Origin of the sequence: Burkholderia lata (assembly GCF_902499335.1) — a bacterium.
Classification (GTDB): domain Bacteria; phylum Pseudomonadota; class Gammaproteobacteria; order Burkholderiales; family Burkholderiaceae; genus Burkholderia; species Burkholderia lata_B.
Genome location: NZ_CABVQK010000008.1, coordinates 320,804 through 347,183, shown reverse-complemented (window position 1 = coordinate 347,183; position 26,380 = coordinate 320,804). Strand labels below are relative to the sequence as shown.

18 protein-coding genes are annotated in these 26,380 nt (G+C 67.3%); 8 read left to right on the top strand and 10 right to left on the bottom strand.

Annotated elements, in window-relative coordinates:
- Positions 1 to 328: 328 nt before the first annotated feature.
- Entirely contained in the window at positions 329 to 1,078 is a 750-nt protein-coding gene (locus BCO18175_RS21680; RefSeq protein ID WP_254608143.1) for a hypothetical protein, read from the top strand.
- 264 nt (positions 1,079 to 1,342) lie between these two features.
- On the opposite strand, the gene BCO18175_RS21675 is transcribed toward BCO18175_RS21680, so the two are convergent.
- Together BCO18175_RS21675 and BCO18175_RS21670 are read right to left on the bottom strand one after the other, a co-directional pair.
- A complete protein-coding gene (locus tag BCO18175_RS21675; RefSeq protein WP_254608142.1) occupies positions 1,343 to 4,228 on the bottom strand; it encodes a GH92 family glycosyl hydrolase in 2,886 nt (961 codons plus the stop codon).
- 470 nt (positions 4,229 to 4,698) lie between these two features.
- On the bottom strand, positions 4,699 to 6,225 hold the full coding sequence (locus BCO18175_RS21670; protein WP_174983858.1) for a PLP-dependent aminotransferase family protein: 1,527 nt from the start codon (positions 6,223 to 6,225) through the stop codon (positions 4,699 to 4,701).
- 271 nt (positions 6,226 to 6,496) lie between these two features.
- Here BCO18175_RS21670 and BCO18175_RS21665 point away from each other — a divergent pair, with 271 nt between their 5' ends.
- Together BCO18175_RS21665 and phnY are read left to right on the top strand one after the other, a co-directional pair.
- The gene (locus tag BCO18175_RS21665) at positions 6,497 to 6,838 is read left to right on the top strand and encodes a GNAT family N-acetyltransferase (RefSeq protein ID WP_174983857.1); all 342 of its coding nucleotides are present in this window, start codon (positions 6,497 to 6,499) and stop codon (positions 6,836 to 6,838) included.
- A gap of 44 nt (positions 6,839 to 6,882) precedes the next feature.
- Positions 6,883 to 8,337 (top strand): phosphonoacetaldehyde dehydrogenase, encoded by a 1,455-nt coding sequence (gene phnY, locus BCO18175_RS21660; RefSeq protein ID WP_174983855.1) that lies wholly within the window; start codon positions 6,883 to 6,885, stop codon positions 8,335 to 8,337.
- A gap of 45 nt (positions 8,338 to 8,382) precedes the next feature.
- Here phnY and BCO18175_RS21655 read toward each other — a convergent pair whose 3' ends face one another.
- Entirely contained in the window at positions 8,383 to 10,623 is a 2,241-nt protein-coding gene (locus BCO18175_RS21655) for a TonB-dependent receptor (RefSeq protein WP_174983853.1), read from the bottom strand.
- A gap of 323 nt (positions 10,624 to 10,946) precedes the next feature.
- Here BCO18175_RS21655 and BCO18175_RS21650 point away from each other — a divergent pair, with 323 nt between their 5' ends.
- Positions 10,947 to 12,011 (top strand): asparaginase, encoded by a 1,065-nt coding sequence (locus BCO18175_RS21650; RefSeq protein WP_174983851.1) that lies wholly within the window; start codon positions 10,947 to 10,949, stop codon positions 12,009 to 12,011.
- Between the two features lie 101 nt (positions 12,012 to 12,112).
- Here the strand turns inward: BCO18175_RS21650 and BCO18175_RS21645 are convergent, their stop codons facing one another.
- On the bottom strand, positions 12,113 to 13,087 hold the full coding sequence (locus BCO18175_RS21645) for a LysR family transcriptional regulator (RefSeq protein WP_174983849.1): 975 nt from the start codon (positions 13,085 to 13,087) through the stop codon (positions 12,113 to 12,115).
- Between the two features lie 141 nt (positions 13,088 to 13,228).
- On the opposite strand from BCO18175_RS21645, the gene BCO18175_RS21640 reads away from it, so the two are divergent.
- Entirely contained in the window at positions 13,229 to 14,635 is a 1,407-nt protein-coding gene (locus tag BCO18175_RS21640; protein WP_174969282.1) for an aspartate ammonia-lyase, read from the top strand.
- A gap of 107 nt (positions 14,636 to 14,742) precedes the next feature.
- A complete protein-coding gene (locus BCO18175_RS21635; protein ID WP_174910897.1) occupies positions 14,743 to 16,254 on the top strand; it encodes an amino acid permease in 1,512 nt (503 codons plus the stop codon).
- A 61-nt stretch (positions 16,255 to 16,315) separates the two neighbouring features.
- On the opposite strand, the gene BCO18175_RS21630 is transcribed toward BCO18175_RS21635, so the two are convergent.
- From BCO18175_RS21630 to BCO18175_RS21620, 3 genes are all read right to left on the bottom strand, one after another.
- Positions 16,316 to 16,999, bottom strand: a complete 684-nt coding sequence (locus BCO18175_RS21630; RefSeq protein ID WP_174983847.1) for an alpha/beta hydrolase — start codon at positions 16,997 to 16,999, stop codon at positions 16,316 to 16,318.
- Between the two features lie 170 nt (positions 17,000 to 17,169).
- A complete protein-coding gene (locus BCO18175_RS21625; RefSeq protein WP_174969286.1) occupies positions 17,170 to 18,657 on the bottom strand; it encodes an aldehyde dehydrogenase in 1,488 nt (495 codons plus the stop codon).
- 28 nt (positions 18,658 to 18,685) lie between these two features.
- A complete protein-coding gene (locus BCO18175_RS21620; RefSeq protein WP_174910888.1) occupies positions 18,686 to 19,264 on the bottom strand; it encodes a thioesterase family protein in 579 nt (192 codons plus the stop codon).
- A 273-nt stretch (positions 19,265 to 19,537) separates the two neighbouring features.
- Between BCO18175_RS21620 and BCO18175_RS21615 the strand changes: the two genes are divergently transcribed.
- Positions 19,538 to 20,668 (top strand): porin, encoded by a 1,131-nt coding sequence (locus BCO18175_RS21615; protein WP_174983845.1) that lies wholly within the window; start codon positions 19,538 to 19,540, stop codon positions 20,666 to 20,668.
- A gap of 208 nt (positions 20,669 to 20,876) precedes the next feature.
- Here BCO18175_RS21615 and BCO18175_RS21610 read toward each other — a convergent pair whose 3' ends face one another.
- The 3 genes from BCO18175_RS21610 to BCO18175_RS21600 are packed head-to-tail and all read right to left on the bottom strand — an operon-like array spanning position 20,877 to position 25,014.
- On the bottom strand, positions 20,877 to 23,012 hold the full coding sequence (locus tag BCO18175_RS21610; RefSeq protein ID WP_174983843.1) for an acetate--CoA ligase family protein: 2,136 nt from the start codon (positions 23,010 to 23,012) through the stop codon (positions 20,877 to 20,879).
- A gap of 52 nt (positions 23,013 to 23,064) precedes the next feature.
- A complete protein-coding gene (locus BCO18175_RS21605; protein WP_122949358.1) occupies positions 23,065 to 24,222 on the bottom strand; it encodes an acyl-CoA dehydrogenase family protein in 1,158 nt (385 codons plus the stop codon).
- Between the two features lie 3 nt (positions 24,223 to 24,225).
- Positions 24,226 to 25,014, bottom strand: coding sequence for an enoyl-CoA hydratase/isomerase family protein (locus tag BCO18175_RS21600; RefSeq protein ID WP_174983841.1), 789 nt, complete (start codon positions 25,012 to 25,014; stop codon positions 24,226 to 24,228).
- Positions 25,015 to 25,159: 145 nt separating this feature from the next.
- Between BCO18175_RS21600 and BCO18175_RS21595 the strand changes: the two genes are divergently transcribed.
- Entirely contained in the window at positions 25,160 to 26,326 is a 1,167-nt protein-coding gene (locus tag BCO18175_RS21595) for an ABC transporter ATP-binding protein (RefSeq protein WP_174983839.1), read from the top strand.
- The last annotated feature ends 54 nt before the right edge of the window (positions 26,327 to 26,380 follow it).

The following is a 26,380-nucleotide window of genomic DNA, read 5'->3' as shown; positions in this document are numbered from 1 at the left end:
CGCTTTTCAACCGGCGCGATCGCACAAGCGTTCGACCATTGCAACCGACGATGCGCCCGTGGATCGACTGTCGATCCACGAGACTGCGTCGAAACAACCCATACCCCGACTTCATCCGAGATACTCACCATGATGCGACGAGCGGATACGACGATCCTTGAGCAACAGGCAACCTCAAGGCGAGGATCGATCCGGCAACGTACTGCGGGAGGCGTGAGCGTCGCAGCGGAATGCGCCGGACATGTGGGCACGGAACGCGCTCAAACGCTGCAGCGTTCGGGCGGGGAACGACGCGATGGGGAGTCGAACTACCGTTGCCGGAACAACGATGAACACCACCGAAGGATCACCGGGGCTGGTGGACGTTGACATGCGACCGATCTGCGAAAACATGACTCACCTGGCATTCAGCATCATGTTCGCGAAGGCGCAGGTGTTGGCCATCGGCCTGCTGGCGGCGCGTATTGCTTCCCTGAAAGGCTGGCCGCAGTCCGAGAAAGGCCGTGTGATCAAGTGGTTCGGTCGCGACGACGAGCAGACGCGCTCACGGCTTCTGGCCGGCTTGACGAAAGTCCAGGAGGTCGTCCGTTCGTTCAACGAGCACAGCGTCGTTCGCACCGGCAGCGCTGCCGGCGCGTCGACGGTATGCAACAGCATTTCGCCTGGACCCGATCGGGGAGCCGCGCACATGTGTGCGACGGACACCGCAATGCACATGCCCTTCGTCGGGACGCGGTTTTGCACGATGCGCCCGTGGTCCGCGCACGCCGATTCGCAGGTGTCCGTGATCATCCACGAAGCAAGCCGTGTCCTCGATACCGGGACGGCAACCGGCAAGCCGTGCAACATCACACGGTTCCTTCCCGCATGGGGGCGGTCACATCCCGATCTGGCGATCGACAATGCCGCGAGCATCGCGGGATATGTCGTCGATGACGACGCCATTCCGGACGGTCGTCGTGTTCGCCTGCCCGGTGCCGGGATCGACCCAGGCCCAAGGCGCGTGGAGGTCGATGTGGAGCCGGATTACCCGGACCGCTGTTGCTCGAATCCGCGCCCGGCGCGTGACACACCTTGACGTGACACGGCCCCGTGACACGAGGCCCGCACGATGGCGGGCCTCGGTCATTTCCCGGGACTCCGAGTCCGCGCACAGCCAAACGTCCGCACGCGCGGCGCGAACGTCTTCGACAGGCTGCCGACGTAGATCACACGGTTTGCCGTATCAGGGCTCTCCAGTGCCGGAGAAGGTGTTCTCGCTCCGGGGGCCGCGCGGAAGCGGTGCCGGCCGGCGAGGGGATACATCGGAACGCCCGATGTATCCCCGTCGGTCACGCGGCCGTCAGGACGCCGCCATGCCGATGCCGAACACATGCATCTTGCCGGCACTCACCTGGCGCGGCAGCACGATGCTCGTCACGACCTTGCCGGGCGGCACGGGAATCTTCTGCGCGAAGATGTAGGTCTTGACGTTGTCCTGCTGGCCGCTGCCCGAGTTGCGGTAAGCCATCGTGACGGCGATCGCCGCGTTGGCGTGCGCGCTGCCGCCGTTCAGGGTCCAGTCGTCGAACGCCAGCGTGACAGCCTGACTCGAGCCGTCCGCGAAATTCAGCTGCGCCGTGCCGCTGCTCGGGCCATTGTTGGACGAGCCGAGCACCACCACGCCGGTGCCGGCCGATCCCGGCGGCAGCATCACGGTCTGGCCGACGGTCACGGTGTTGTCGAGCGAAAGCGGCCCGCCCGCCACCGCCACGCTGGCGCCGGCCACCGCGAACGGCTTGCCGGGCTGCACGCCCGCTGCTGTCAGCGCATTCAGCGAGTAGCTGAACAGGCTGCCGTCGAAGTCCGCGCCCTGGCCGTCGGCATTGGTCGCGCCGTCCGCGCTGAAGCCGCGATTGTTGTAGCTGTCGGCCGCGTTGATCGCCACCGGCACGCCGAACGAAGGCGGCTGCTTCCGGCTGCCCCATTGCGACGGCGCGCTGCCCATTGCGAAGTGCAGCGTCGCGCCGTTCGCGATGTCGTCGTAGGCGACCCACGGTACATCGTGGGCGCGACCGTTGATCGACAGCGACTGCACATAGGTGGACGCGGGCGCGCCCTCGGCGCGAATCCGCCACGTGCGGCCGTTGCCGAGCCGTACGTCGATCTGCGGGAACTGCGGGCTGCCGATCGCCAGGCCCGCCACGCCGGGGATCTGCGGATACAGGCCCAGCGCGCCCCAGACATACCAGCCCGACACGGCGCCGAGGTCGTCGTTGCCCGGCAGGCCGTCGGGGCCGGTGCCGAACGCGCTGCCGAGAATCTGCTGCACCACGCGCTGCGTGCCCGACGGCTGCGCGGCCCAGTTATAGAGCCAGGGCACCTCGAAGGTCGGCTCGTTGCCCATGTAGAAATTGGGCAGGCTCAGGCCGGCATTGAGCACCGTGAAGAACTGGTCGAGCCGCGACGTCACCGCCGCATTGCCGCCGAGTTGCGCGAACAGGCCGGCGCCGTCGTACGGCACCATCCACGTGTACTGTTCGGCATTGCCTTCCACATAGTTGTCGCCACTGCTTGGCGTCTCGGGAATCCACGCGCCGTTCGACTGGCGCGCCGCGATCAGCGGCGGCGTCAGTGCGCCGTTGAGCAGGTTCTGCCAGTACGCCGAGCGGCTCAGCAGCATGCGCTGCGTGGCGGTATCGCCGAGTGCCCCGGCGAAGCGCGAGATCGCGAAATCGCTGCCCGTGTATTCGAGCGTGGACGAAGCCTGCCCCCACTCGCCGCCGGTGATGTAGCCGGTCTGCAGGTAGCTCGCGCGACCGCCGTTGGTGGTCACGTTGTTGCAGGCCGTGCCGGGGATGTTCGCCATCTTCACCATGTGCTGCAGGGCGGACCGCGTATCGAAGCGCCGCGCGCCGAACGCATAGGCGTTCGAGACGATCAGCGAACCGGCGTCGCCCGGCATCACGCCGTCCTCGACATTGTCGTTGACCCAGTGCGGAATCGCGCCGCACTGATCCGCGTCGTTGATCAGCGACTGGATCATGTCGCTGGTTTCGGACGGGTTGAGGATCGACTTCAGCTGGATCAGCGAGCGGTAGATGTCCCAGCCCGAGAACGACGAATACTGCGCGAGCTGGCCCTTGGCGACCTGATGCACGGTATTGTCGAAGCCGATGTACTGGCCGTTCACGTCGCTGAAGATGCTCGGTGCCCACAGCGCGTGATAGAGCGCCGTATAGAATTTTTTCTTCGCGTCGAGCGTGCCGCCCGCCACGCGGATGCCGTTGAGGCGGTCGTTCCAGATGCGGTCGGCCTGCGTTCGTACGCCCGCGAAGTCCCAGCCGCGATTTTCCGCGTCGAGGTTGGCTTTCGCGTTCGCGACGCTGACGTAGGAGATGCCGATCTTCATCCTGACCGTCTGGCCCGAGCGGAAGCCAAGCTGGACCACGCCGTGCGAAATCGAGGCCGACGTGAAGGCCTGGTCGAAGGCGGCGTAGAAGTAGACGGGTACCGGCACCGAGTTGCCGCAGAAGCCGCCGCCGACCGTGCTGCCCGAGATCGCGCTGTCGGAAATCTGCGTAATGGCGCCGGTGGTCGAGGTCTTGGTGTTGGTGCGGGTCGCGTCGAGTACCAGCAGGGCAGGCTTGCCGGCCGGGTACGCGAACTGGCCGAAGCCGGTGCGCAGGGTGGCGGTCAGCTCCACCTTGATCTGCGAGTCGAGCAGCACGGAATAGTAGCCCGGCCTGGCCGTTTCGTTCGCATGACTGAAGGTTGGTACGAGCTGCGCCGGGTCGGTGGTCGGCATGACCGGGAATTCGCCGTTGTTGCCGCTGCAGCCGGCGCCCGGCATGTGCGTCATGCTGAAACCCTGGATCGAGTGGATGTCGTAGTAGTAGCCGGCGGGCGAGTTCGGCTCCTGGCTGCTGTTCGGCGCCGGCGTGGTGTTGGTGTCGGGCGCCCACTGCACCATGCCCGACGGCAGGCCGGCGGCCGGTTCGACGCTGCCGGCCTGTCCCGCCGGTACCGGGTTCGGCGAATTGCTCGCGAGCGTGCCGATCAGCGGATCGACGTACTGTGTCAACGACAGGTTGCGGTTGTCATCGAGATTGGTCGTATCGGCCACGGTGTCCGACGGGCGTGCCGCCAATACCGACGCCGCCGCTCCGTCGCTACCGTCGCCGCCTCCGCACCCGCTCAACGCGTACGCCGCGGCCAGGATTGCCGCGAGCGTCGTGAATCGAATCATGATCGCCCCCTCCAGTTGTCCACGCACTTTTTTCGTTGGCAATCCAATCGATCGAACCGTCGGCTCGTCGTCGCTTGTTGCCGTCTTTCAGCGTCGTAACACTAGGATTTGGACGAATCCGTTGTCAATCGGATTTGGAGAGTTGTAATGTTTTTATTGGATTTACTAAACGAATCGAAACGAAAAAAATCCCGACGATTGTGTATTGAAGTCGCACTGTAGCGGTGTGCAAGCGCGAGGTATCCGATGATGCAGCGGACGATGACCTGCCGGTCGAATCGATGCATCCTGCGTTCACGCGTGCCGTTCACCGATACCCGGCAAGACGGTCTGCACGCATGCGGCCGTGAGTCACGCCGCAGGGTGAACCCGGCCGATCGTCGAAACGGTTTTCCCGGCCGCCGCGCACGCGATGTTCGCGCTTCCGCGTGACTGCGCAGCGCCGGCGCAAGACACCTGTTTGCCTCCGGTCAGGCCCCCGGACGTTGAGTGCGCACGCATTGTGCGAGCGCCCGCACACCCGGCTCGATCCGCTCGAGCGGAATCGCGGAGAACCCCATCCGGAAGCAGCGTCGCGCGTCACCTTCATCGTTCATGAAGAACACGCTGCCCGGCTCGATCAGGATGCCGGCTTCCTGCGCATCGGTTGCGAGGCGCGTCGCATCGAGCCACGGCGGGCCCTCGACCCAGCACGACGCGCCGCCCGTCACCGGCACATAGCGCGCTTCCGGTAAATGCGCGTCGAGCGCGGCCATCAGCGCCTGCGAGCGCTCGCTGTACGCATGCGCGAGCCGGCGCAGCAACGCGTCGTGATGGCCGAGCGCGAGAAAGGTCGCGAACGCGCGCTGGATGTACGCAACCGGGTGGCGCACCATCAGCCGCCGCAGTGCGCGCAGCTCGCGGATCAGCTCGCGCGGGCCGACCACGTAGCCGAGCCGCAGCCCCGGCGCGAACGTCTTCGACAGGCTGCCGACGTAGATCACGCGGTCGGCCGTGTCGAGGCTCTTCAGTGCCGGATGCGGCGTGCCGGAGAACGTGTTCTCGCTCTCGTAGTCGTCCTCGATGATCACGAAGTCATGCTGCTGCGCGCAATCGAGCAGCGCGCGGCGGCGTTCGACCGGCATCGTCGCGGTGGTCGGGCACTGGTGGCTCGGGGTCACGTACACGTAGTCGCAGCGCGAGAGCGTGTCGCCGAGCGCGTCGGGTGCGATCCCGTGGCCGTCGACGGGCAGCGGCAGCAGCCGCGCGTTGCGGTTCTCGAAGATGTTGCGTGCGTCCGGATAGCCGGGGTTCTCGAAGCCGACCGTCGTGTGCTTGCCGCACAGCAGATCGGCGATCAGGTACAGCGCCTGCTGGCAGCCGTTCGTGACGACGATCTCGTCGGGCATCGCGAACACGCCGCGCCGCGGCAGCACGCGCGTGCGGATCTGCTGGATCAGCGATTCGTCGTCGCGCTCGATCAGGTCGGGCGCCCAGTTGCGGATCTCCATCACCGACAGCGCCTTCAGGCAGCATTCGCGCCAGTCGTTGGTCGGAAACAGCGACTGGTCGAATTGCCCGTAGATGAACGGAAATTCGTAGTGCTGCCAGTTCGCGGGTTTCACGATGTTGCGCTGCCTCGACGGCGGATGCGCGATGCGCTTGTCCCATGCGGGGCGGCCGGGCGTTTCGTCGCTGCCGCCGGGCTGCGCGGCGGGCTTGGCGGCCGCGAAGCCGGGCAGGCCCTCGAGCATCTTCGGGTTCACGAAGTGCCCGCTGCGTTCGCGCGAGATCAGGTAACCCTCTTCGACGAGCATCTGGTACGCGAGCACGACGGTGTTGCGCGCGACGCCGAGCTGGTCGGCGAGCTCGCGGCTCGACGGCAGCGCGGCATCAGGCGCGAGCTGGCCGTCGAGGATCGCGGCCACGAGCATCCGCCGGATCTGGTCCTGCAGGCTCGACGCCGACGACCGCCGGAACTGCTGGGCCCATAAGGCGGTCGGGGTACGACTCGGCATGCTTCCTCCTGTGATCGGTACGGAAAACGCGAGGCGGTGCGCGTGGTGCGCGCGCGGCCCGCGAGGGGCGCGGTGTCGCGAGAATACGCGCGTTGCGCCGCGGATGTGGACTCAATGAAATGTGTCGTCTGGCACTACTGCGCGCCGACGTGGCAAGACGATACTCAAACCGTCGCCCCTGGACGATCCGGATAAGTCCCCGGTTCGCGGGCGCAGGGAGGCGTGCGCGCATCGCGTTCGCTGGCAGCGTGATGCAAAGGAGAGGAACGCCATGCAGGTGGTCGTGTTCAGGGATCGCTGCGAGCGCGTGATCCGCATCGAGTTCGACGACGCGCGTGCGACGGCGGTCGCGTATCGCGACGACGAGGCGATCGGAGAACTCGGCATCGACGACGACAGTCGTGGTGCGGTGCGATCGCCGTCGCTCACGCGGCTGTACGTCGAACCCGCGTATCGGCGCAGCGGCATCGCGCACACGCTGCTGGCGTGCGTGTCGCGCGAATTCGGGCGACCGATCCGCATCGACGCCCGCGCACGTGAATGGCCCGATACGCCGGCATGGGCGACGCTGTGCCGCTGCCTCGAATACGAAGGGCTGGTGGTGGTGCGGTAACCGAAAGCGTGACCATGATCACGCTGCACAAAGACGGAGACGACATGAGCACGGTCCTGAAGCCGATTCCCGCATCCGACGTGCGCCACGAAGCGTTGCGCATCGACGGGCAGCGCGTGTGGCGCGACGCCGTCATCGACGTGCGCAACCCGTACGACGGCTCGCTGGTCGGCACCGTGCCGAAGGCGACGCTGGACGACGTGCGGCGCGCGTTCGCGGTCGCGCGTGTTTACCGGCCTGTGCTCACGCGCCACGATCGTGCGGCGATCCTGAGACGCGCGGCCGATATCGTGCGCTCGCGTACGGCGGAGATCGCGGGGCTGATCACGGCCGAGTCCGGGCTGTGCCTCAAGGATTCGACATACGAAGCGGGCCGCGTGGCCGACGTGCTGATGTTCGGCGCCGGTGAAGTGCTGAAGGACGACGGGCAGATTTTCTCGTGCGACCTGACCCCGCACGGCAAGCAGCGCCGTGTGTACACGCAGCGCGATCCGCTGCTCGGCGTGATTTCGGCGATCACGCCGTTCAACCACCCGATGAACCAGGTCGCGCACAAGATCGTGCCGTCGGTCGCGACCAACAACCGGATCGTCGTGAAGCCGTCGGAGAAGGTGCCGCTGTCGTGTTACCTGTTCGCGGACATCCTGTACGAAGCCGGCCTGCCGCCGCAGATGCTGCAGGTGATTACCGGCGACCCGAAGGAAATTGCCGACGAGCTGATCACGAACCCGGCGATCGACCTCATCACGTTCACCGGCGGTGTATCGATCGGCAAGTCGATCGCGTCGCGGATGGGCTATCGGCGCGCGGTGCTCGAACTCGGCGGCAACGATCCGATCATCGTGATGGAAGACGCCGATCTCGACGAAGCGAGCACGCTTGCGGTGTCGGGTTCATACAAGAACTCGGGGCAGCGTTGCACGGCGATCAAGCGGATGCTCGTGCACGAGTCGGTGGTCGATCGCTTCACGGAGCTGGTGGTCGAGAAGACGCGCGCATGGTCGTACGGCAATCCGGCGGATCCGTCGGTGGACATGGGCACGGTGATCGACGAGGCGGCCGCGAAGTTCTGCGAGCAGCAGGTGAACGACGCGATCGCGCGGGGGGCGCGGCTCCTGGTCGGCAACGTCCGCAACGGCGCGCTGTATTCGCCGACGGTGATCGATCGCGTGACGCCCGACATGCCGCTCGTGAAGTACGAAACCTTCGGCCCCGTGTCGCCGATCATGCGCTTCCGCGACATCGATGAAGCGATCCGGATGTCGAACAGCACCGACTATGCGCTGTCGTCGTCGGTCTGCACGAACCGCTTCGACAGCATCACGCGCTTCATCACCGAGCTGGAAGTCGGCAGCGTGAACGTGCGCGAAGTGCCGGGCTACCGGCTCGAACTGACACCGTTCGGCGGTGTGAAGGATTCGGGGCTCGGGTACAAGGAAGGCGTGCAGGAAGCGATGAAGAGCTTCACGAACGTGAAGACGTACTCGCTGCCATGGTGAGCGCGGCGGGGAAGGGCATATTGAGCCCTCCCGCCGCCATCGGCGTTACTGATAGAAGTTGAGCGTGACCATCGCCGAACGGCCCGGCGCCCACGTCGCGTAGATCGGATACGCGCTCGAGTAATACTTCTTGTCGAACAGATTCTGCACGTTGAGCTGCACGTCCATCGTCTTGTTCACGCGCCACGTCGCGGCCGCGTCGAAGCGCGCGTAGCCGGGCGTCCACTTCTTGGTCGTCGCGGATACCGACGCATAGGTCTGGCTCATCACCGTCGCACCGGCGCCGAGCGTGAGCTTCGGCATCACGTCGTAGCTCGTCCACAGCGTGAAGTTGTGCTTCGGCACCATCACCATCGGCAGGCCCGATGCGCCCGGGCTGCCGGGGCCCGCGTCGGTCGTGATCGCGTTCAGGTACGAGTAGCCGCCGAACACGTGCCACTTCGGGCTCAGGTTGCCCGCGAAGCCGAATTCGACGCCGCGCACGCGCTGCTTGCCCGCGTTGACCGTGTGACCGAGGCCGTCGCTCACGCGGGCGTTGGTCTTCTCGGTCTGGAACAGCGCCGACGTCAGCGACAGCTGGTCCTGCAGCACGTCCCACTTCGCGCCGATCTCGATGTTGCGCGAGCGCTCCGGCGCGAGATCCTGGTTCGTCGCGGTGATCTGGTCGGTGCCGCCGCCGAGGCCGCCGTTCGAGCCCGGCGGGTTCGACGACGTACCGTACGACGCATACAGGCTCACGTTGCTCACCGGCTTGAACACGAGGCCGAACTGGTAGCTGAACAGGTTCGACGTGTTCGACAGGTCGGCGACGCCGGCCTGCTTGCCGGTCGTGTCGTAGCGGTCGAAGCGCAGCCCCGTGTTGAACTGCCAGCGCTCGGACAGCTTCACGGTATCGAAGATGTACGCGGAAACCGTGTCGGTGCGCGTGTTCGTCGTCGCACCGGGGAAGCCCTTGTCGCCGTTCAGCACGATGCTGCCGGTCCACGGCATGTTCGGGTTCCAGCCGCCCGCGAGGGGCGTGCAGTTGCCGGCCACCGAGCACGGGCCGCCCGAGCGGATGTTGTTGCCGGCCGAGTCCGACACGAGGTAACCCTCGTAGCGCGCCTGTTCATGGCTGAACTCCACGCCGGCCGTCATCGTGTGCTTCATGCCGAACAGGCTCGCGCTGCCGGTCACTTCGGTCTGGTTCGAGAAGCCGTTGAGCGCGTACTTGCCGCTCTTTGCCTGCAGGCTGAGCATGTTCGGGTTCGACGCGAGGATTTGCGGGTTCGTCGCGACGTAATCGAGCGTCGAGCGGCCGAACATTGTCGTGTTCTTCAGCTTCCAGTCGTCGTTGAGCTTGTGCTCGACGCGCACTTCGGCGGTGTCGGTCTGCCCGTAGCGGTAGTCGCGCGTGTTCAGCCCGAAGAACTGTCCGCGATCGGTCGGCACCGGCGTGCCGCCCGACGCGCGGAACGGCACGCTGAAGTCCGGCATGTCGTACGAGTTCATGTGGTAGTAGCTGACCGTGACCGTGGTCGGCGTATTCAGCCCGAACACGATCGACGGCGCGACGCCCCAGCGCTTGTTGTACACGTCGTTGCGGCCCGCCTGGTTCGCGTCGTGACCCATCACGTTCAGGCGCACGGCCGTCGTGTCGTTGATCTTGTGGTTCGCGTCGACGGTTGCGCGCTTGTAGCCGTCGGTGCCGAAGCCGATGCTGCTGTTGATGAAGTTGTCGTTCTTCGGCGTTTTCGTGACGATGTCGATGCTGCCGCCCACCGAGCCGCGGCCTGCGTAGACCGAATCGGGGCCCTTGATCACGCTGATCTGCTCGACCGCGAACGTTTCGCGGTTCTGCAGCCCCGAGTCGCGCATCCCGTCGACGAAGATCGAGTTGCGCGATTCGAAGCCGCGGATCACCGGGCGATCGGCTGACGGGTTCGCGGCCGCATCGCCGCCGAGGAACGTGATGCCCGGTACCGAGCGCAGCGCGTCCGCGAACGACGTGACGTTCTTTTCCTTGATCAGTTGCTCGGGGATCACCGTGACCGAGCGCGGCGTGTCGAGCAGCGGCGCGGTGAACTTGTACGACGGCGAGCGCTTCACCTGCATGTCCGACGGCGCGGTCGACTTGACGTTGATCGTCGGCAGCGTCGCCTGCATGTCGGCGGAAGAGGCCGGCTGGCCGGAGGCGGGAGCGGAAGCAGGAGCGGTTTCGGCGGAAGCGAGCAGCGGCGTCAGGAAAACGGAGCAGGTCAGCGCCGACACGAGGGCGCGAGGCCTCGTCTTGAACTGGGCGGGCATATCGAGAGGCAGCAGAAGGTTCGGTGAGCGGGTGCGTCTTCTCGATGGCGGCCGGGCAGCCCGGCGCATCGGAAAACGTCAATGTAAATGCGTATGATTCGCGTTTGCGGTCGCAATTGTACGGATTGGTACCAATTCTGTAAACGATTGAATGGTTTTTGTACTAATTCGGTCAGGCTTTCGTGGGGGCGGGATTGCCTTTGCGCGGTGTGCAACACGGCTTTCCATCGCCCGGCCGGCGCGTGGCGGCGACGACTCGATACACTGCCGTACCGGTTGGACGGGCCCCGGCAAGCAGGCCCCGAGCATGGAGACAACACACGATGGACACCCAACGCGCAGCAGTCGTCACGTACCGAGGCGATGCGATCGAGAACACGCACGTCGCCCATGTGGCGGTGGTCGATGCACGCGGCCGGCTGCTGGCCCGGTTCGGCGATCCGTTCCGGATGACGCTTGCGCGCTCGGCGGCCAAGCCGGCCCAGGCGCTGTCGGTGATCGAGACGGGCGCGCCCGAACGCTTCGGCTTCGACGATGCGGACATCGCGCTGATGTGCGCGTCGCACAGCAGCGAAGACCGGCACATCGAGCGCACGCGCGCGATGCTCGCCAAGGTCGCCGCACACGAATCGGACCTGCGTTGCGGCGGCCATCCGCCGTTGTCCGACGCGGTGTACCGCGCGTGGATCAAGCGCGACTACACGCCGACCGGCGTGTGCAGCAACTGTTCGGGCAAACATGTCGGGATGCTGGCCGGCGCGCGGGCGATCGGCGCCGCGATCGCCGATTACCATCTGGCCGAGCATCCGATGCAGGTGCGCGTGAAGCACGTGGTGGCCGATGCGTGCGGGCTGCGCGACGACGAAGTGGGCTGGGCGATCGACGGCTGCAACCTGCCGACGCCGGCATTTTCGCTGGATCGGCTCGCGCGTCTCTACGCATCGCTGGCCGACGGTGCGGATACGGTGGAGGCGGGCGGTGGCGCAATCACCGATCGCGTCCGCGCGCTGGCGCGCATTCATCGTGCGATGACCGCCTACCCGGAGCTGGTTGCCGGCGAAGGGCGCTATTGCACGGTGCTGATGAACGCATTCGACGGGCAGGTGGTCGGCAAGCTCGGCGCCGATGCGTGCTACGGAGTCGGCGTGCGTGCGTCGGCGCGCACGCGGGAGCTGGGCGCCGATGGCGCGCTCGGCATTTCGGTGAAGATCGAGGACGGCAATCTCGACGTGCTCTACATGGTCGTCAGCGAACTCCTCGAGCGGCTGCAGATCGGCACGGCCGCGCAGCGCGCGCAACTGGCCGGCTTCCATCGGCCGCCGATGCTCAACACGCAGGGCATCGAGATCGGGCACGCCACGTTCCCGTTCGAATTGCAGCCGGGCTGAACGGCGCGCAAGCGTTGACGCCGCCGGCCCGTGACCCGGGCCGTACGCAGCGGCTCGCGCATGCCTGCCGGCCGGCGCGAGCGTGAAGGCGGGCGCGGGCGCTACGCGCTCGCGCCGCGAATCTTCGCCAGTTCCAGCTCCGACAGCTCGCCGATCTGCGCGAGGTGTTCCGCGAGAAAGTCCTTCAGTACGCGCAGCTTCGCCGAACTGCGCCGGTTCGCCAGATACGCGATGTAGATGTATTCGCCCGTCAGCCGGTTCTGCAGCCGGTAGCGCGGCAGCACGGCTTCGAGCCGGCCGCTCGCGAGCAGGTCGCGCACCAGCCAGATCTCGAACTCGGCGATGCCGAGCCCCGCGCAGGTTGCTTCGAGCAGCAGCTCCGAATGATCGGTGACGAGGTTGCCGGCCGGCAGCAGGCTGTGATGCGCGTCGCCGTTCACGAGATCCCAGCGCGGATCGCCTTCCGGATGCATGTAGCGCAGGCAGTTGTGTTGCTTGAGGTCGTCCGGCGTGGACGGGCGCCCGCAGCGGTCGAGATAGCCGGGCGTCGCGCACAGGATGCTGTCGTTGCGCGACAGGCGGTGAACGACGAGGTTGTCCAGGTAGTTCTCGCCTTCGTGAATGTCGAGGTCGAAGCCGCCGGCCACGAGGTCGTTGTGGTTGTCGGTGAGCCGCACGTCGAGCTGGATCGTCGGGTAGCGCGCGAGAAACGGTGCGACCAGCGGCGCGAGATGGCGGCGGCCGAAGGCCACCGGCGCGGTGAGCTTGAGCGGGCCGCTCGGCTGCGCATTCAGTTCGGCGACGACGCGCAATGTGTCGTCGAGATCGGCGATCAGCGTGACCGCGCGTTCCAGGTAGATATGGCCGGCTTCGGTGAGCGTCACGCTGTGCGTGGAGCGGTGCAGCAGCGCGACGCCAAGTGCCTCCTCGATCGCCGTGACCTTGCGCGCGACGGTGGACGTCGACACGTGCATCTCCTTCGCGACCGCCGAAAAACTCCCCGTTTCGACCACTTTCACGAACGCACGCATTGCGCCCATGTGATCGATGCCGGTTTCTCTCGCACCCTTCTTCATTCGATTCTCGCTGTTGCGTCCCACGCAAAACCGCTTTCGATAATACAGAAGCGAGCTTATTTTTGCAAAGGCATAGAATGCGAACCCGTCGCGTCGGGAAGCGGCGAACGACGAGCGGCACGAGACACTCAGGAGGGCACGATGACAGAAAACGGCTTCCGCGTCGAAGCGGATCTTTTAGGTAAACGAAGTATTCCGAACGAGGCCTACTACGGCGTCCATACGCTGCGCGCGAAGGAGAATTTCGACATTTCGGGCCGGACCATTGCGTCGCTGCCGTACCTCGTGATGGCGCTCGCCGCCGTGAAGGAGGCCGCGGCCGACGCGAACTGCGAGCTCGGGCTGCTGCCGCAGCCGTACCGCGATGCGATCGCCGCCGCGTGCGTCGAGATCCGCGAAGGGCGCCTGCACGACCAGTTCGTCGTCGACATCATCCAGGGCGGCGCAGGCACGTCGACCAACATGAACGCGAACGAGGTGATCTGCAACCGCGCGCTCGAAATCATGGGCCATGCGCGCGGGCAGTACGAATACCTGCACCCGAACGAGCACGTGAACCTCGCGCAGAGCACCAACGACGTCTATCCGACCGCGATCCGGGTCGCGACCTGCTTCGCGGTCGAACACCTGCTCGAAGCGATGGCGCGCCTGCGCGATGCGTTCGCGGAGCGGGCCGACGCGTTCGCCGGCTTGCTGAAGCTCGGCCGCACGCAGTTGCAGGATGCGGTGCCGATGACGCTCGGCCAGGAGTTCTCGACCTACGCGGTGATGCTGACGGAAGACATCGCGCGCCTGCAGGAAGCCGGCTGGCTGATTCGCGAGATCAACCTCGGCGCGACCGCGATCGGCACGGGGATCACCGCGCATCCGCAGTACGCGGAGAAGGCGCTGGCCGCGTTGCGACGCATTACCGGGCTCGACCTGAGCACCGCGCCGAACCTGATCGAAGCGACCCAGGATTGCGGCGCGTTCGTGCAGGTGTCGGGCGTGCTCAAGCGGATCGCCGTGAAGCTGTCGAAGATCTGCAACGACCTGCGGCTGCTGTCGAGCGGCCCGCGCGCGGGGTTCGGCGAGATCAACCTGCCGCCGGTGCAGGCCGGCTCGTCGATCATGCCCGGCAAGGTGAATCCGGTGATCCCGGAAGTCGTCAACCAGGTTGCATTCGAAGTGTTCGGCAACGACCTGACCGTGACCTTCGCCGCCGAGGCCGGGCAGCTTCAGCTCAACGCGTTCGAGCCGGTGATCGCCAGCGCGCTGTTCCGCAGCTTCAGCCACCTGACTGCCGCGTGCACGACGCTCGCGCAGCGTTGTGTGAGCGGGATCACCGCGAATCCCGAGCGGCTGCGCGAAACGATGGAGCGCTCGGTCGCGCTCGCGACCGCGCTGAACCCGTACATCGGCTACAAGCGCGCGACGGCCGTGGCCGCCGAAGCGCACGCGACCGGCAAATCGATCCGCGAGGTCGTGCTGGAGCGCGAGTGGATGACCGATGCGCAGGTCGAGGAAGCGCTGCAGCCCGAAGCGCTGATCCGGCCGCGCGTGCTTTGACGCCGGCGGCGCGGCACCGGCAGATGCCGCCGGTGGCCCGCGCGCGGTAGATCCAGAAGCGCCCCCCGCGCGGGGCGCGACACATCAAGAAACAACGGAGACTCACGATGAACCATAGCAGCGAGCGCCCGGCCGATCCGGCCGGCGGCGCGGATTCCCGTCATGCCGACCCCGATGCGATGTTCGCGTCGCACGAAGCCGGCTATGCGAAGCAGTTGAAGCCGCGGCACGTGCAGATGATCGCGATGGGCGGCGCGATCGGCACCGGCCTCTTTCTCGGCGCGGGCGGGCGCCTGCAGCACGCGGGGCCGGCGCTCGCGCTCGTGTATCTCGTCTGCGGCGTGTTCGCGTTCCTGATCATGCGCGCGCTCGGCGAGCTCGTGATGCACCGGCCGACCAGCGGCAGCTTCGTGTCGTACGCACGGGAGTTCATGGGCGAGCGCGCGTCGTTCGTCGCGGGCTGGATGTACTACCTGAACTGGGCGACCACCGGCATCGTCGACATCACCGCGGTCGCGATCTACATGAAGTACTGGGCCGTGTTCACGGACGTGCCGCAGTGGGTGTTCGCGCTCGGCGCGCTCGGGATCGTGTCGGTGATGAACATGATCGGCGTGAAGGTGTTCGGCGAGATGGAGTTCTGGTTCTCGCTCGTCAAGGTGGGCACGCTCGCGGTGTTCCTCGCAGTCGGCGCCGTGTTTCTCGCGAGCGGCCATCCGGTTGCGGGCCAGATGCCGGGGCTTCACCTGGTCGCGGATCACGGCGGGATCTTCCCGCACGGCATCCTGCCGGCCGTGCTGATCGTGCAGGGCGTCGTGTTCGCGTACGCGAGCATCGAGCTCGTCGGCGTCGCGGCGGGCGAGACCGCCGATGCGCGCAAGGTCTTGCCGAAAGCCATCAACAGCGTGATGTGGCGCATCGCGCTGTTCTACGTCGGCTCGGTCGTGCTGTTGACGATGCTGCTGCCGTGGACGGCGTACAGCGCGCACGAAAGCCCGTTCGTGACGTTCTTCAGCAAGCTTGGGGTGCCGTACGTCGGCACCGTGATGAACGTCGTGGTGCTGACCGCCGCGCTGTCGAGCCTGAACTCCGGCCTCTATTCGACCGGGCGTGTGCTGCGCTCGCTCGCGATGGGCGGATCGGCGCCGCGCTTCGTGTCGCGGATGAACGCACGCGGCGTGCCGTATGGCGGGATCCTGATCACGGTCGCGATCAATGCGATCGGCGTGCCGCTGAACTACATCGTGCCGGCCCAGGCGTTCGAGATCGTGCTGAACATGGCGTCACTCGGGATCATCACCACGTGGGGCTTCATCGTCATGTGCCAGATCCTGTTCCGCCGCGCGGTCGATCGCGGCGAGCTGAAGGCCGTGTCGTTCCGGATGCCCGGCGCGCCGTTCACGTCGTGGCTCACGCTGGCCTTCCTCGTCGGCGTGCTGGTGCTGATGGCGTTCGACTATCCGGGCGGCACATGGACCATCGCGACGATTCCGCTCGTCGTGCTCGCGCTGGTGGTCGGCTGGAAGCTGGCGAAGCGCGGTGCCGCGCGAGAGCAGGCGGCGGATGCGCTGGCGTCCGCGGGCACACGTGCCGTCGCCGATCCGGCTCGGGGTGCCTGAGGACGGTACACGCCGGGTGCGCCGGGTCGTTCGCGGCCGGCGCCCCGGTGCCCCGTTACAGTTAGTTCAATCCGGCGCGTTCGCCGACCCATCGGCTGAAATCGCCGGCCATCTCCGCGGTCAGTTCGTGGCCGGCCGCGTACAGCCGCGTATCGTGCGCGACGCCGAGCGCGGTGAGCTTCGCGTCGGCGGTGTCGGCCCACGCGACGGGCAGCTTGTCGTCGAAGCGGCCGTGCACGATCAGTGCATGGAGCGGGCGAAGTGCGTCGCGCGGCGCGATCAGCGGATCGATTTCAGGCAGGATGCGCCCGCACAGCACGGCGAATGCGGCGACATCCTGCGGCGACGTGAGGCCGACACCCGCGCTCATGATGCCGCCCTGGCTGAAGCCGGCGATCACGGTCGGCAATGCGGCGCCCGCGCCATCGCGGGCGTGGAATGCACGCAGCAGCGTGATCAGCTGGATGCGGCTTGCGTCCGCGCGGGCCGCGTCGATTTCGGGGCCGTTCGGGCCGAAGCGCACCGGAAACCATGCGTATTGGTTGGGCCCGAACGTGAGCGGGCCGCGCAGGAACGCGATCTCGATGCGCGGATCGATGAGGTTGGCCAGGTTCAGCAGGTTGGTTTCGTTGCCGCCGACGCCATGCAGCAGCAACAGGCGGGCAACGGGGAGGCCGGCGGCCGGGCGGAGCTGGTACTGGAGGCCCGACTCGGGATCGGTGGTCAGCGGCAGGACGTCGGTCATTGCGTGGGTCCGGGAAGGGAGCGATGCGACAGTCTAGAGCGTGCGGGCGGGGAGGTGAATCGCCGGATGGCGATTGATTGTTTCCTGTTGGGAATGAATTGGCGTGCGCGCGATTGTTCAGACAAATCTGATGCATGACGAAACGGGTGGCAGGCGCCGCCCGTTTCGCGTCACCGCAACCGAATCACCGTCGACTTCAACTCCGTATATTTCTCCAGCGCGTGCAGCGAGTTGTCGCGCCCGTTGCCCGATTCCTTGAAGCCGCCGAACGGGAAGTTCATGTCGTCGGTTTCCTCGTAGCCGTTCACCCACACCGTGCCGGCCCGCAGCCGGCGCGCGGTTTCGTGCGCGGTCGTCAGGTTGGCCGTCCACACCGATGCCGCGAGCCCGTAGCGCGTGTCGTTCGCGTGCGCGATGGCCGTATCGAGATCGTCGAACGCCGTGACCGCCAGCACCGGCCCGAAAATTTCCTCGCGCACGATCCGTGCGTCGGCACGCGGACAGTCGAATACGGTCGGTTCAACGTACTGGCCGCCGCTCCCGGTGCGCGCGCGCTTGCCGCCCGCGAGCAACGTCGCTTCGTCGCGGCCCGCGTCGACGTAGCCGAGCACGCGCTCGACCTGCGCGGCATCGATCAGGCTGCCCATGCGCGTGGCGGGCGACAGCGGATCGCCGGGCGCGTACTCGGGCGCGATCGCGAGCACGCGCGCGACGAGTTCGTCACGGATCGCACGATGGACGAGCAAACGGGAGCCTGCGGTACACATCTGCCCGGTGTTGTAGAACACCGCATGCGCGACGGTGCGCGCTGCGCGTTCGAGGTCCGGACAGTCGGGCAGCACGATCTGCGGCGACTTGCCGCCGAGCTCGAGCCACACGCGCTTCAGGTTCGAATCGGCCGCGCAGCGCGCGACCTTGTGGCCGACCGCGGTCGAGCCGGTAAACGCGATGCAGTCGACGTCCGGATGCCGTGCGAGCGCTTCGCCCGCATCGCCGAAGCCCGGCAGCACGTTCAACACACCGGCCGGCAGCCCGGCCTGCGCGGCCAGCGCGGCGAGCCGCAGCGCACTGAGCGGCGATTTCTCCGACGGCTTCAGCACGACGCTGTTGCCGGCCGCGAGCGCCGGCGCGCACTTCCACATCGCGATCATCGCGGGGAAATTCCACGGCACGACCGCCGCGACCACGCCGATCGGCTCGCGCGTGACGAGCCCGACGAGATGCGCGTCGGCCGGCGCGACTTCGCCGCCCGTCTTGTCGATCGCTTCGGCGAACCACTCGGCGCAGTATGCGGTGGACGGGATGTCGATCGTGGTCGTGTCGCCGATCGGCTTGCCGGTGTCGAGCGTTTCGAGCAGCGCGAGATCGTCCGCGTGCTCGCGGATCAGCGCGGCCCAGCGCAGCAGCACGCGCTTGCGTTCGCGCGGCGACGCGTCGCGCCACGCACCGTTTTCGAACGCGCGCCGCGCGGCCGCGACCGCGAGGTCGGCGTCGGCCTGCCGGCAATGCGCGACTTGCGCGAGCGTGCGGCCGTCGATCGGGCTCGTGCACGCGAAGGTGGCGCCGTCGTGCGCGTCGCGGAACGTGCCGTCCACGAATGCGCGGGAATCGATGTCGAGCTGGCCGGCGCGCGTGCGCCAGGCGTCGTTCGTCTGCATGGGAACACTCCGTCGTGGGTCGGCGAGATCAGCGTGAAGCGGGCGTGGGGCGGCGGATCGCGATCGCGCGGCCCGCATGCGGCTCGTGCGGCGCGCGCGCATGTTCGGCGTGAATCGCGTCGAGATGCCGGCGCATCGCGGCAGGGAACGGCGCGGAGCGCTTCGCGTGCATGTCGACGTGGGTCAGCAGTTGCTCGCCGGTCGCGAGTTGCGCACCCGTCGTCGCATGATGCATCGAATGGAACACGTGCAGCCGCCGGTCGTCCAGGTCGAGCAGCCGCACCGTGAGCCTGAGCGGTTCGCCGAGCATCGCTTCACGCAGGTGGCGGATGTGCGTTTCCGCCGAGTAGATCGAGCAACCGGCCTCGCGATAGTCGTCGTCGATGCCGAAGTAGCGGAAGAACGCGTCGCTGCTGTCGCCGAACACGAGCAGATAGCACGATTCGCTCATGTGGCCGTTGTAGTCGACCCACTCGGGCTGCACGGTGCAGCGATGCAGTTCGAGCGGTGTCGCGATCGGCGCGGCCGGGTCGTACGGGCGCGACTTCTGTCCTTCGTAGGCCGAGCGCAGGCGCGGCTCGGCGGCGGGGCTGAGGGTGGTCGTCATCCAGTGCACTCCGAGGTTCGGAACGGGCCCGCACGTCGTCCGCGGGGGCTGCCGGTCGATGTTATTACGGGTTGAACGTTTTTTCAATAAAGATATCGCCGATGCGTGTAAACACCGGTGCTGACCAATGTCGTAATAGATTGAACATTCATTCAACGAAACCTATACTCGCCAGCGCCGCGATGCCGAAGCGAAGCAGGGCGGGCGGCGCATCTGCACGATACGCACAACGAAAAATCGATCCGCCTCGCGCGGAAACCGGAGACACCGAAAATGAAGAAGCGCTTCCTGCTGGCCGGCATGATGTCGGTGATGGTCCACGGCTATGCACACGCCCAGAGCAGCGTATCGCTGTACGGGATCATCGACGGCGGCATCACCTACGTGAACAATACGGGCGGCGGGCATGCGTACCTGTTCGACGACGGCGTGTCGTACGGCAACCGCGTCGGCTTGATGGGCACCGAGGATCTCGGCGGCGGCGACAAGGCCGTGTTCAAGCTCGAGAACGGTTTCCGGCTCGGCACCGGCAAGCTGAACCAGGGCGGCGCGATGTTCGGGCGGCAGGCGTACGTGGGGCTCGGCAACGACTGGGGCACGCTGACGTTCGGCAACCAGTACGACTTCGCATTCGATTTCACCGCGAACTACAACGTCAGCGCATTCGGCAGCGGCTACGGCGTGCACCTCGGCGATTTCGACCGCCAGAGCGGCGACCGGCTGCAGAACGCGGTGAAGTTCGTCAGCAACGCGTTTCACGGGCTCGTGGTCGGCGGCATGTATTCGTTCAGTAACGACGCGGGCAGCTTCCACGACGGCAGTGCGTGGAGCCTGGGCGCGAGCTACACGCACGGCGATTTCTCGGCGGGCGGCAACTATACGCGGCTCAATTCGCCGCGCCGGCTCGCGGCGCTCGATCCGTATGCGCAGATGGGCGTGAGAACGATGCTCGGACAGACGGTTGCGACCGTCGATCCGGCCACGGGCGCCGTCACCGACCTGCACGATTCGACGCCGTTCTCGATCGACTCGCAGTCGATCTTCGGGATCGGCGCGTCGTACACGCTCGGCAAGCTGACGCTCAACGCGGATTTCAGCAACACGACGTTCAAGGGCTACGGGCAATCGTCGACGATGCGCGTGTACGAGGCGGGTGGCCTGTACCAGGCGACCGCGCCGCTGTCGCTCGTCGCGGGCTACCAGTACACGACGTTCGAGGGCCATCACTGGCACGAAGTCGCGCTCGGCACGCATTACGCGCTGTCCAAGCGCACCGACGTGTATGCGGCCGTCGACTGGATGCGCGCGTCGAACGGCGTCGATGCGGTGATCGGCTACAGCTTCACGCCGTCGACGAGCCGCACGCAGGCCGCCGCGCGCATCGGCATGCGGCACAACTTCTGATCGTTTCTCCTGTATGGGCCGGGCAGGGCCGGCCCCGTCGACCCGGCCCGGGCCTGCGTCGAACGGTGACGTCGTCGCCGCGCTGCGCGAGGCGCCCGGTGACGATTGCGTGAGCATCATTGAGCGAACTGTGGCGAAGCACCGCCCCCACAGTCGCGCACGGTTGCCGCCGGCCCGTTCGCGCGACGCACGAGCGGGCCGGCGGGTTTCAGGCGTCGAGCCTCACCAGCGCATCGACGGCCACCGCGCCGCGTTCCATCACCAGCAGCGGATTGACGTCGAGTTCGACGAGCGTGTCGGCGTGCGCCTGCGCGAAGCGTGCGATCGCCATCACGTTTGCCACCACCGCATCGAGATCGGCCTTCGGCCGTCCGCGATAGCCGGTCAGCAGCGGGCCGAGCTTCAACCCGAGCAGCGCGTCGCGCACGTCGCTTTCGCGCACCGGCAACAGGAGCGTCGCGGTGTCGCGGATCAGTTCGACCAGCACGCCGCCGGTGCCGAGCACGAGCGCGAGACCGAAATTCGGCTCGCGCTTCACGCCGACGATCAGTTCGAGCAGCGGCGCGTCGGCCATCTTCTCGACGAGGATGCGCTCGACGGGCACGTCCGGCGCGTAGTGCGCGACCTGTTCGGTCATCCGCTCGACCGCGGCGGCAACGGCTTCGGGCGACGCGAGCTTCAGCGCGACCGCGCCGGCCTCGGTCTTGTGCGGCAGGCGATCGCTGACCACTTTCACGCAGACCGGAAACCCGAGCCGTTGCGCGGCGGCCGGCGCATCGGCGGGCGCGATGCATTCCGCCGACGGCACGTCGAGCCCGTGCGCGGCCAGCATCCGCTTGCTCGCCCATTCGTCGTGCAGCGTCGTGGCGTCGTCACTGCCGCCGCCGTTGCCGGCCCGCAGCACCGGCAGTGCGTTCAGCGCATCGGCGTCGAGCACGCGGCGGCGCGTGTCGCCGTAGGTCATCGCCGCGCCGATCGCGTCGATCCCGTCGGCGAGCCCCTGCAGCGGCGCGATGCCGGCCGCGGCCATGCGTGCCGCGTGATCGGGCGGCGTGAGGTCCGGAAACACCGAGATCACCGCGCCGACCACGCCGTGCTGGCGCGCGGATGCCGCGAACGCGTTCGCGGCGATGTCGCACAGCGGTCGCTCGCCGGTCGCTTCCTGCGGATAGTCGAGAATCATCGCGGCCGCGCCGGGGCGGTCGGCGAGCAGCGCGTCGCAGCACGCGCGCATCTTGTCCGGGTCGCCCCACGGCGTCGTCGTGAAATCGAGCGGGTTCGCGATCGTCGCGTACGCGGGCAGCACGTTGCCGAGCGCGTCGCGCCCGGCGTCGCCGACCGGCGGGAACGCGATGCCGCGCGCTTCGCCGAGATCCGCGACGAGCCCCGCATCGCCGCCGGACGTCGCCAGCGCGGCGAGCGTGCGGCGCTCGGGCACACCGGCGATCGCGAGCAGCTTCAGCGTTTCGACGAGGCCGACCGGGTCCTTCACGCGGATCACGCCGAGCCGCCGGAACAGTGCGTCGTACAGCGCGTCCGAGCCCGCGAGCGAGCTCGTGTGGCTGATCGCGAGCTGCGCGCCGAGCGCCGACGTCCCGCTCTTCAGTGCGACGATCGGCACGCCGCGTGCGAGCGCGCGGGCGGCGGCCTCGCTGAAGGCGCGCACGTCCTTCAGCCCTTCGAGATGCACGCCGATCGCGCGGATGCGCGGATCGTCGACGAACGCGTCGACGAGGCGCGCGATGTCGACCGACGCCTGGTTGCCGACGCTCGCCAGGTACGCGAACGGCACCGAGCGTGCGCTCATCGACAGGTTGTACGCGAGGTTGCCGCTTTGCGTGATCACCGCGACGCCCGATTCGACGCGCGGCGCGCCGTGCGCGACCGGCCACAGCGCGCTGCCGTTCAGGCCGTTGATCAGCCCGTAGCAGTTGGGCCCGAGCACGGCCATGTCGCCGGCCGCATCGACGAGTGCCTGCTGCAATGCGGCGCCGTCGGCGCCCGTTTCGGAGAAACCCGACGCGTACACGATCGCGCCGCCGGCACCGCGTTCGGCGAGCGCGCGCACGACGTCGATCGCCTGCCGCGCGGGGACCGCGACGAACACCGCATCGGGCGCGGCGGGCAGGTCGGCGACGCTCGCATGGCAGCGCACGCCGTCGATCTCGGCATGGTTCGGATTGACGAGCCAGATGTCGCCGGCATAGCCGTAGTCGCGACAGCGCCGCACGGCGCCCGCGATGCCGCGTCCACCGACGAACGCGATGCTGGCCGGCTCGAGCAGCCGGCGCAGGTTGGCCGCGGCGGCGGCACGACGATCCCTGACTTCAGGGGAAGAGGTCATGTTGGTCCTTTCTGAACGCGCGCCGGCTTGCGGGCCGGCGCGACGATTCGCGTCAGCTGTAGCGTCGGAGGATTTCCTTGGACAGGATGTGGCGCTGGATCTCGGACGTGCCTTCCCAGATGCGCTCGATGCGCGCATCGCGCCAGAAGCGCTCGATCGGCAGTTCGTCCATCAGCCCCATGCCGCCGTAGATCTGCACCGCGTGATCGGTCACGCGGCCGAGCGTTTCGGTGGCCAGCAGTTTCGCGAGCGCGGCGTCGCCGTCGGTCATCGTGCCCAGGTCGAGCTTCTGCGCGGTATAGAGCGTGACGAGTTCCGCCGCGCGGATCTCGGTCTGCATGTCGGCGAGCTTGAACGACGTGCCCTGGAAATCGCCGATGCGCTTGCCGAACTGATGGCGCGTCGCGGCCCATTCGGCGGCCATCTCGAACGCGCGCTGCGCGCGGCCGATGTTGTTCGCGGCGACCATCACGCGGCCGGCGGTGAGCCAGTCGTTCGCGAGCTCGAAGCCGCGATGCTCTTCGCCGAGGATCTGCGCGGCGCTCACCCGGCAGTCGCTCAGGAAGATCTCCGACTGGTGATAGCCGCGCAGGCTCGTGCAGTGCGGGCCGCGGCGCACGGTCATGCCCGGCGTGTCCTTGTCGATCAGGAAGCAGGTCACGCGCTTGCGCTTCTGGCCGCGCACTTCCTCCTCGCCGGTGACGGCGAACAGGATCACGAAGTCGGCCGTATCCGCGTGGCTGATGAAGTGCTTGCTGCCGTTGATCACGTAGTCGTCGCCGTCGCGCACCGCGCGCGTGCGGATGCCCATCGCATCGGAGCCGGCGCCCGGCTCGGTCAGCGCGAAGCAGTCGACGCGCTCGCCGCGCACGGCCGGTTTCAGGTAGCGCTCGATCTGGTCGCCCTTGCACGCCATCAGGATCTTGCTCGGCCGCGCGACGAACACGTGCAGCGCCCAGCTCGTGCGGCCGAGCTCGCGCTCGACGAGCGCCTGCGTCACGTAGTCGAGACCGGGCCCGCCGGCGCTTTCCGGCATGTTGAACGCGTAGAAGCCGAGCTCGAGCGACTTGCGGCGGATCGAATCGGCGAGCTCGGGCGGCACGTCGTCCGCGCGATCGACCGCGAATTCATGGGGCTGCAGTTCCTTTTCGACGAACTGACGCAGCGACGTCACCAGCATTTCCTGCTCTTGGGTCAGCGAAAAATCCATCAATCATCTCCCGACAAAATGGGGTGCGCGACCTTCGACCGACGCGCGAAGCGCTTCCTGGCCGTCCTCGCTGTGACCGCAAGCGACGCCGGCTGCCAGCTCGCCGCGCAGCTGCTCGGCGAGGGTATGCGTGAGCGACTGCGCGAGCAGCGCTTTGGTATGGCCGAACGCGACGCTCGGCCCTTGTGCGAGCCGCGCGGCGAACGCGGCGACGTGCTCCGCGAACGCATCGGCGTCGACGACTTCGGAAACCAGTCCGGCCGCGAGCGCATCCTGCGCGCTCCAGCGTTCGTTCAGGAAGATGAAGCGGCGGGCGACGTCGGGCCGCGCGAGGCGCGGCAGGAACCAGCTTCCGCCCATGTCGGGGCTGTAGCCCATGCCCGTATACCCGCAGCGTAGCGTCGCGGCCGTGCTCGCGATCCGGAAGTCGCACGCGAAGCCGATGTCGGTGCCCGCGCCGACCGTCGAGCCGTTCAGCGCCGCGACGGTGGGGCGCGGAAACGCGGCGAGCGCCTGCACGAAACGGTGCGCGCGCTCGGTCCACCCGTAGGTGTCGAGTTCGCCGTTGCGCTCGGCCTCGGCCCATTCGTCGACGTCCGCGCCTGCGCAGAACGCGCTGCCGGTGCCGGTCAGCACGACGCAGCGCACCGCCGGATCGTTCGCGAGTGCGTCGAGCGTCTCGCGAAGAAAGTCGAGATGCGGCCGCGCGAGCGAATTGCGCTTCGCCGGGCGGTTCAGTCGAAGGGTCACGACGCCGTCGTGCCGTTCGATTCGGATGTCCTCGATGCTCATGCTGATCACTGTCTCCTGGTTGTTGTGTGTCGGGGTGTGTCAGAGCCGGCAAGGGTCGCCGCTACTTGCGGACCGCATTTCGGCATAGTATAAGTTCTGTTAAATGAACGTTCAACCCAATTGTGAGTCGACCAGGAGACACACGATGAGCGTGGTGATGGAGACGTCGGCAGGTGTGGAGGAGGGGCGGCCCGGAGCGGAGGCGGCGCGCACGGCATCGGCCGCGCGCATCGTGAACGGCGCGGGCCTGCAGATCGATCGCGTGTCGAAGCGCTACGGCAGCGTGCATGCGCTGCGGGAAACGTCGATCGAGATTCCGCGCGGCGAATTCCTGACGATCCTCGGGCCGTCGGGTTCCGGCAAGACGACCCTGCTGACGATCGTCGCGGGCTTCGAGCATCCGACCACCGGCGACCTGCGCGTGGGCGGCCGCAGCATCGTCGCGTTGCCGCCGGAGAAGCGCAACTTCGGGATGGTGTTCCAGGGCTATGCGCTGTTTCCGCACATGACGGTCGAGCAGAACGTCGCGTATCCGCTGATGGTGCGCAAGCAGAAGGGGCCCGACGCGGTGAAGCGTGTGAGGGCCGCGCTCGATCTCGTGCGGCTCGGCCATCTCGCAGGCCGGCTGCCGCGCCAGTTGTCGGGCGGCCAGCAGCAACGCGTCGCGATTGCGCGCGCGCTGGTGTTCGATCCCGATCTGGTACTGCTCGACGAACCGCTCGGCGCGCTCGACCGCAAGCTGCGCGGCGAGGTGCAGGTCGAGCTGAAGGCGTTGCACGAACGGCTCGGCGCGACGTTCCTGTTCGTCACGCACGACCAGGAGGAGGCGCTGTCGATGTCGGACCGGATCGCGATCATGCGCGACGGCCGGCTCGAGCAGATCGGCACGCCCGACGGGCTGTACGAGCAGCCGGCCAACCGCTTCGTCGCCGATTTCCTCGGCAAGAGCAACTTCATCGAAGGCGTCGCGCTCGGCGGCGATGCGGCGACGACGCATTACCGCGTCGGCGATGCGCGGTTCGTCGCGCCCGCGTGCGGCGCACGGGCCGACGACACGCTGCTGTTCGCGCTGCGCCCCGAGAAGGTCGCCGTGTCGGCGACGTCGTGCGGCGGCGCGCACAACGAAGTGGCCGGCCGCATCCGTCACTGGAGCTATTTCGGTTCGTCGTACCGCTTCGAGATCGAGACGTCGGCGCTCGGCCGCATGACGGCGGACGTGCCCGCGTGGCGCGGGCTCGCGTCGCCGCGCACCGGCATGGACGTGTTCGTGCAGTGGGAGTGTGACGCGACCTGCCGGATCGCGGCCGACTGACGCCGCGAACGCTGCATCCCGCGCGACGCGGCGCAGGCCGTCGTCGCCGATCGA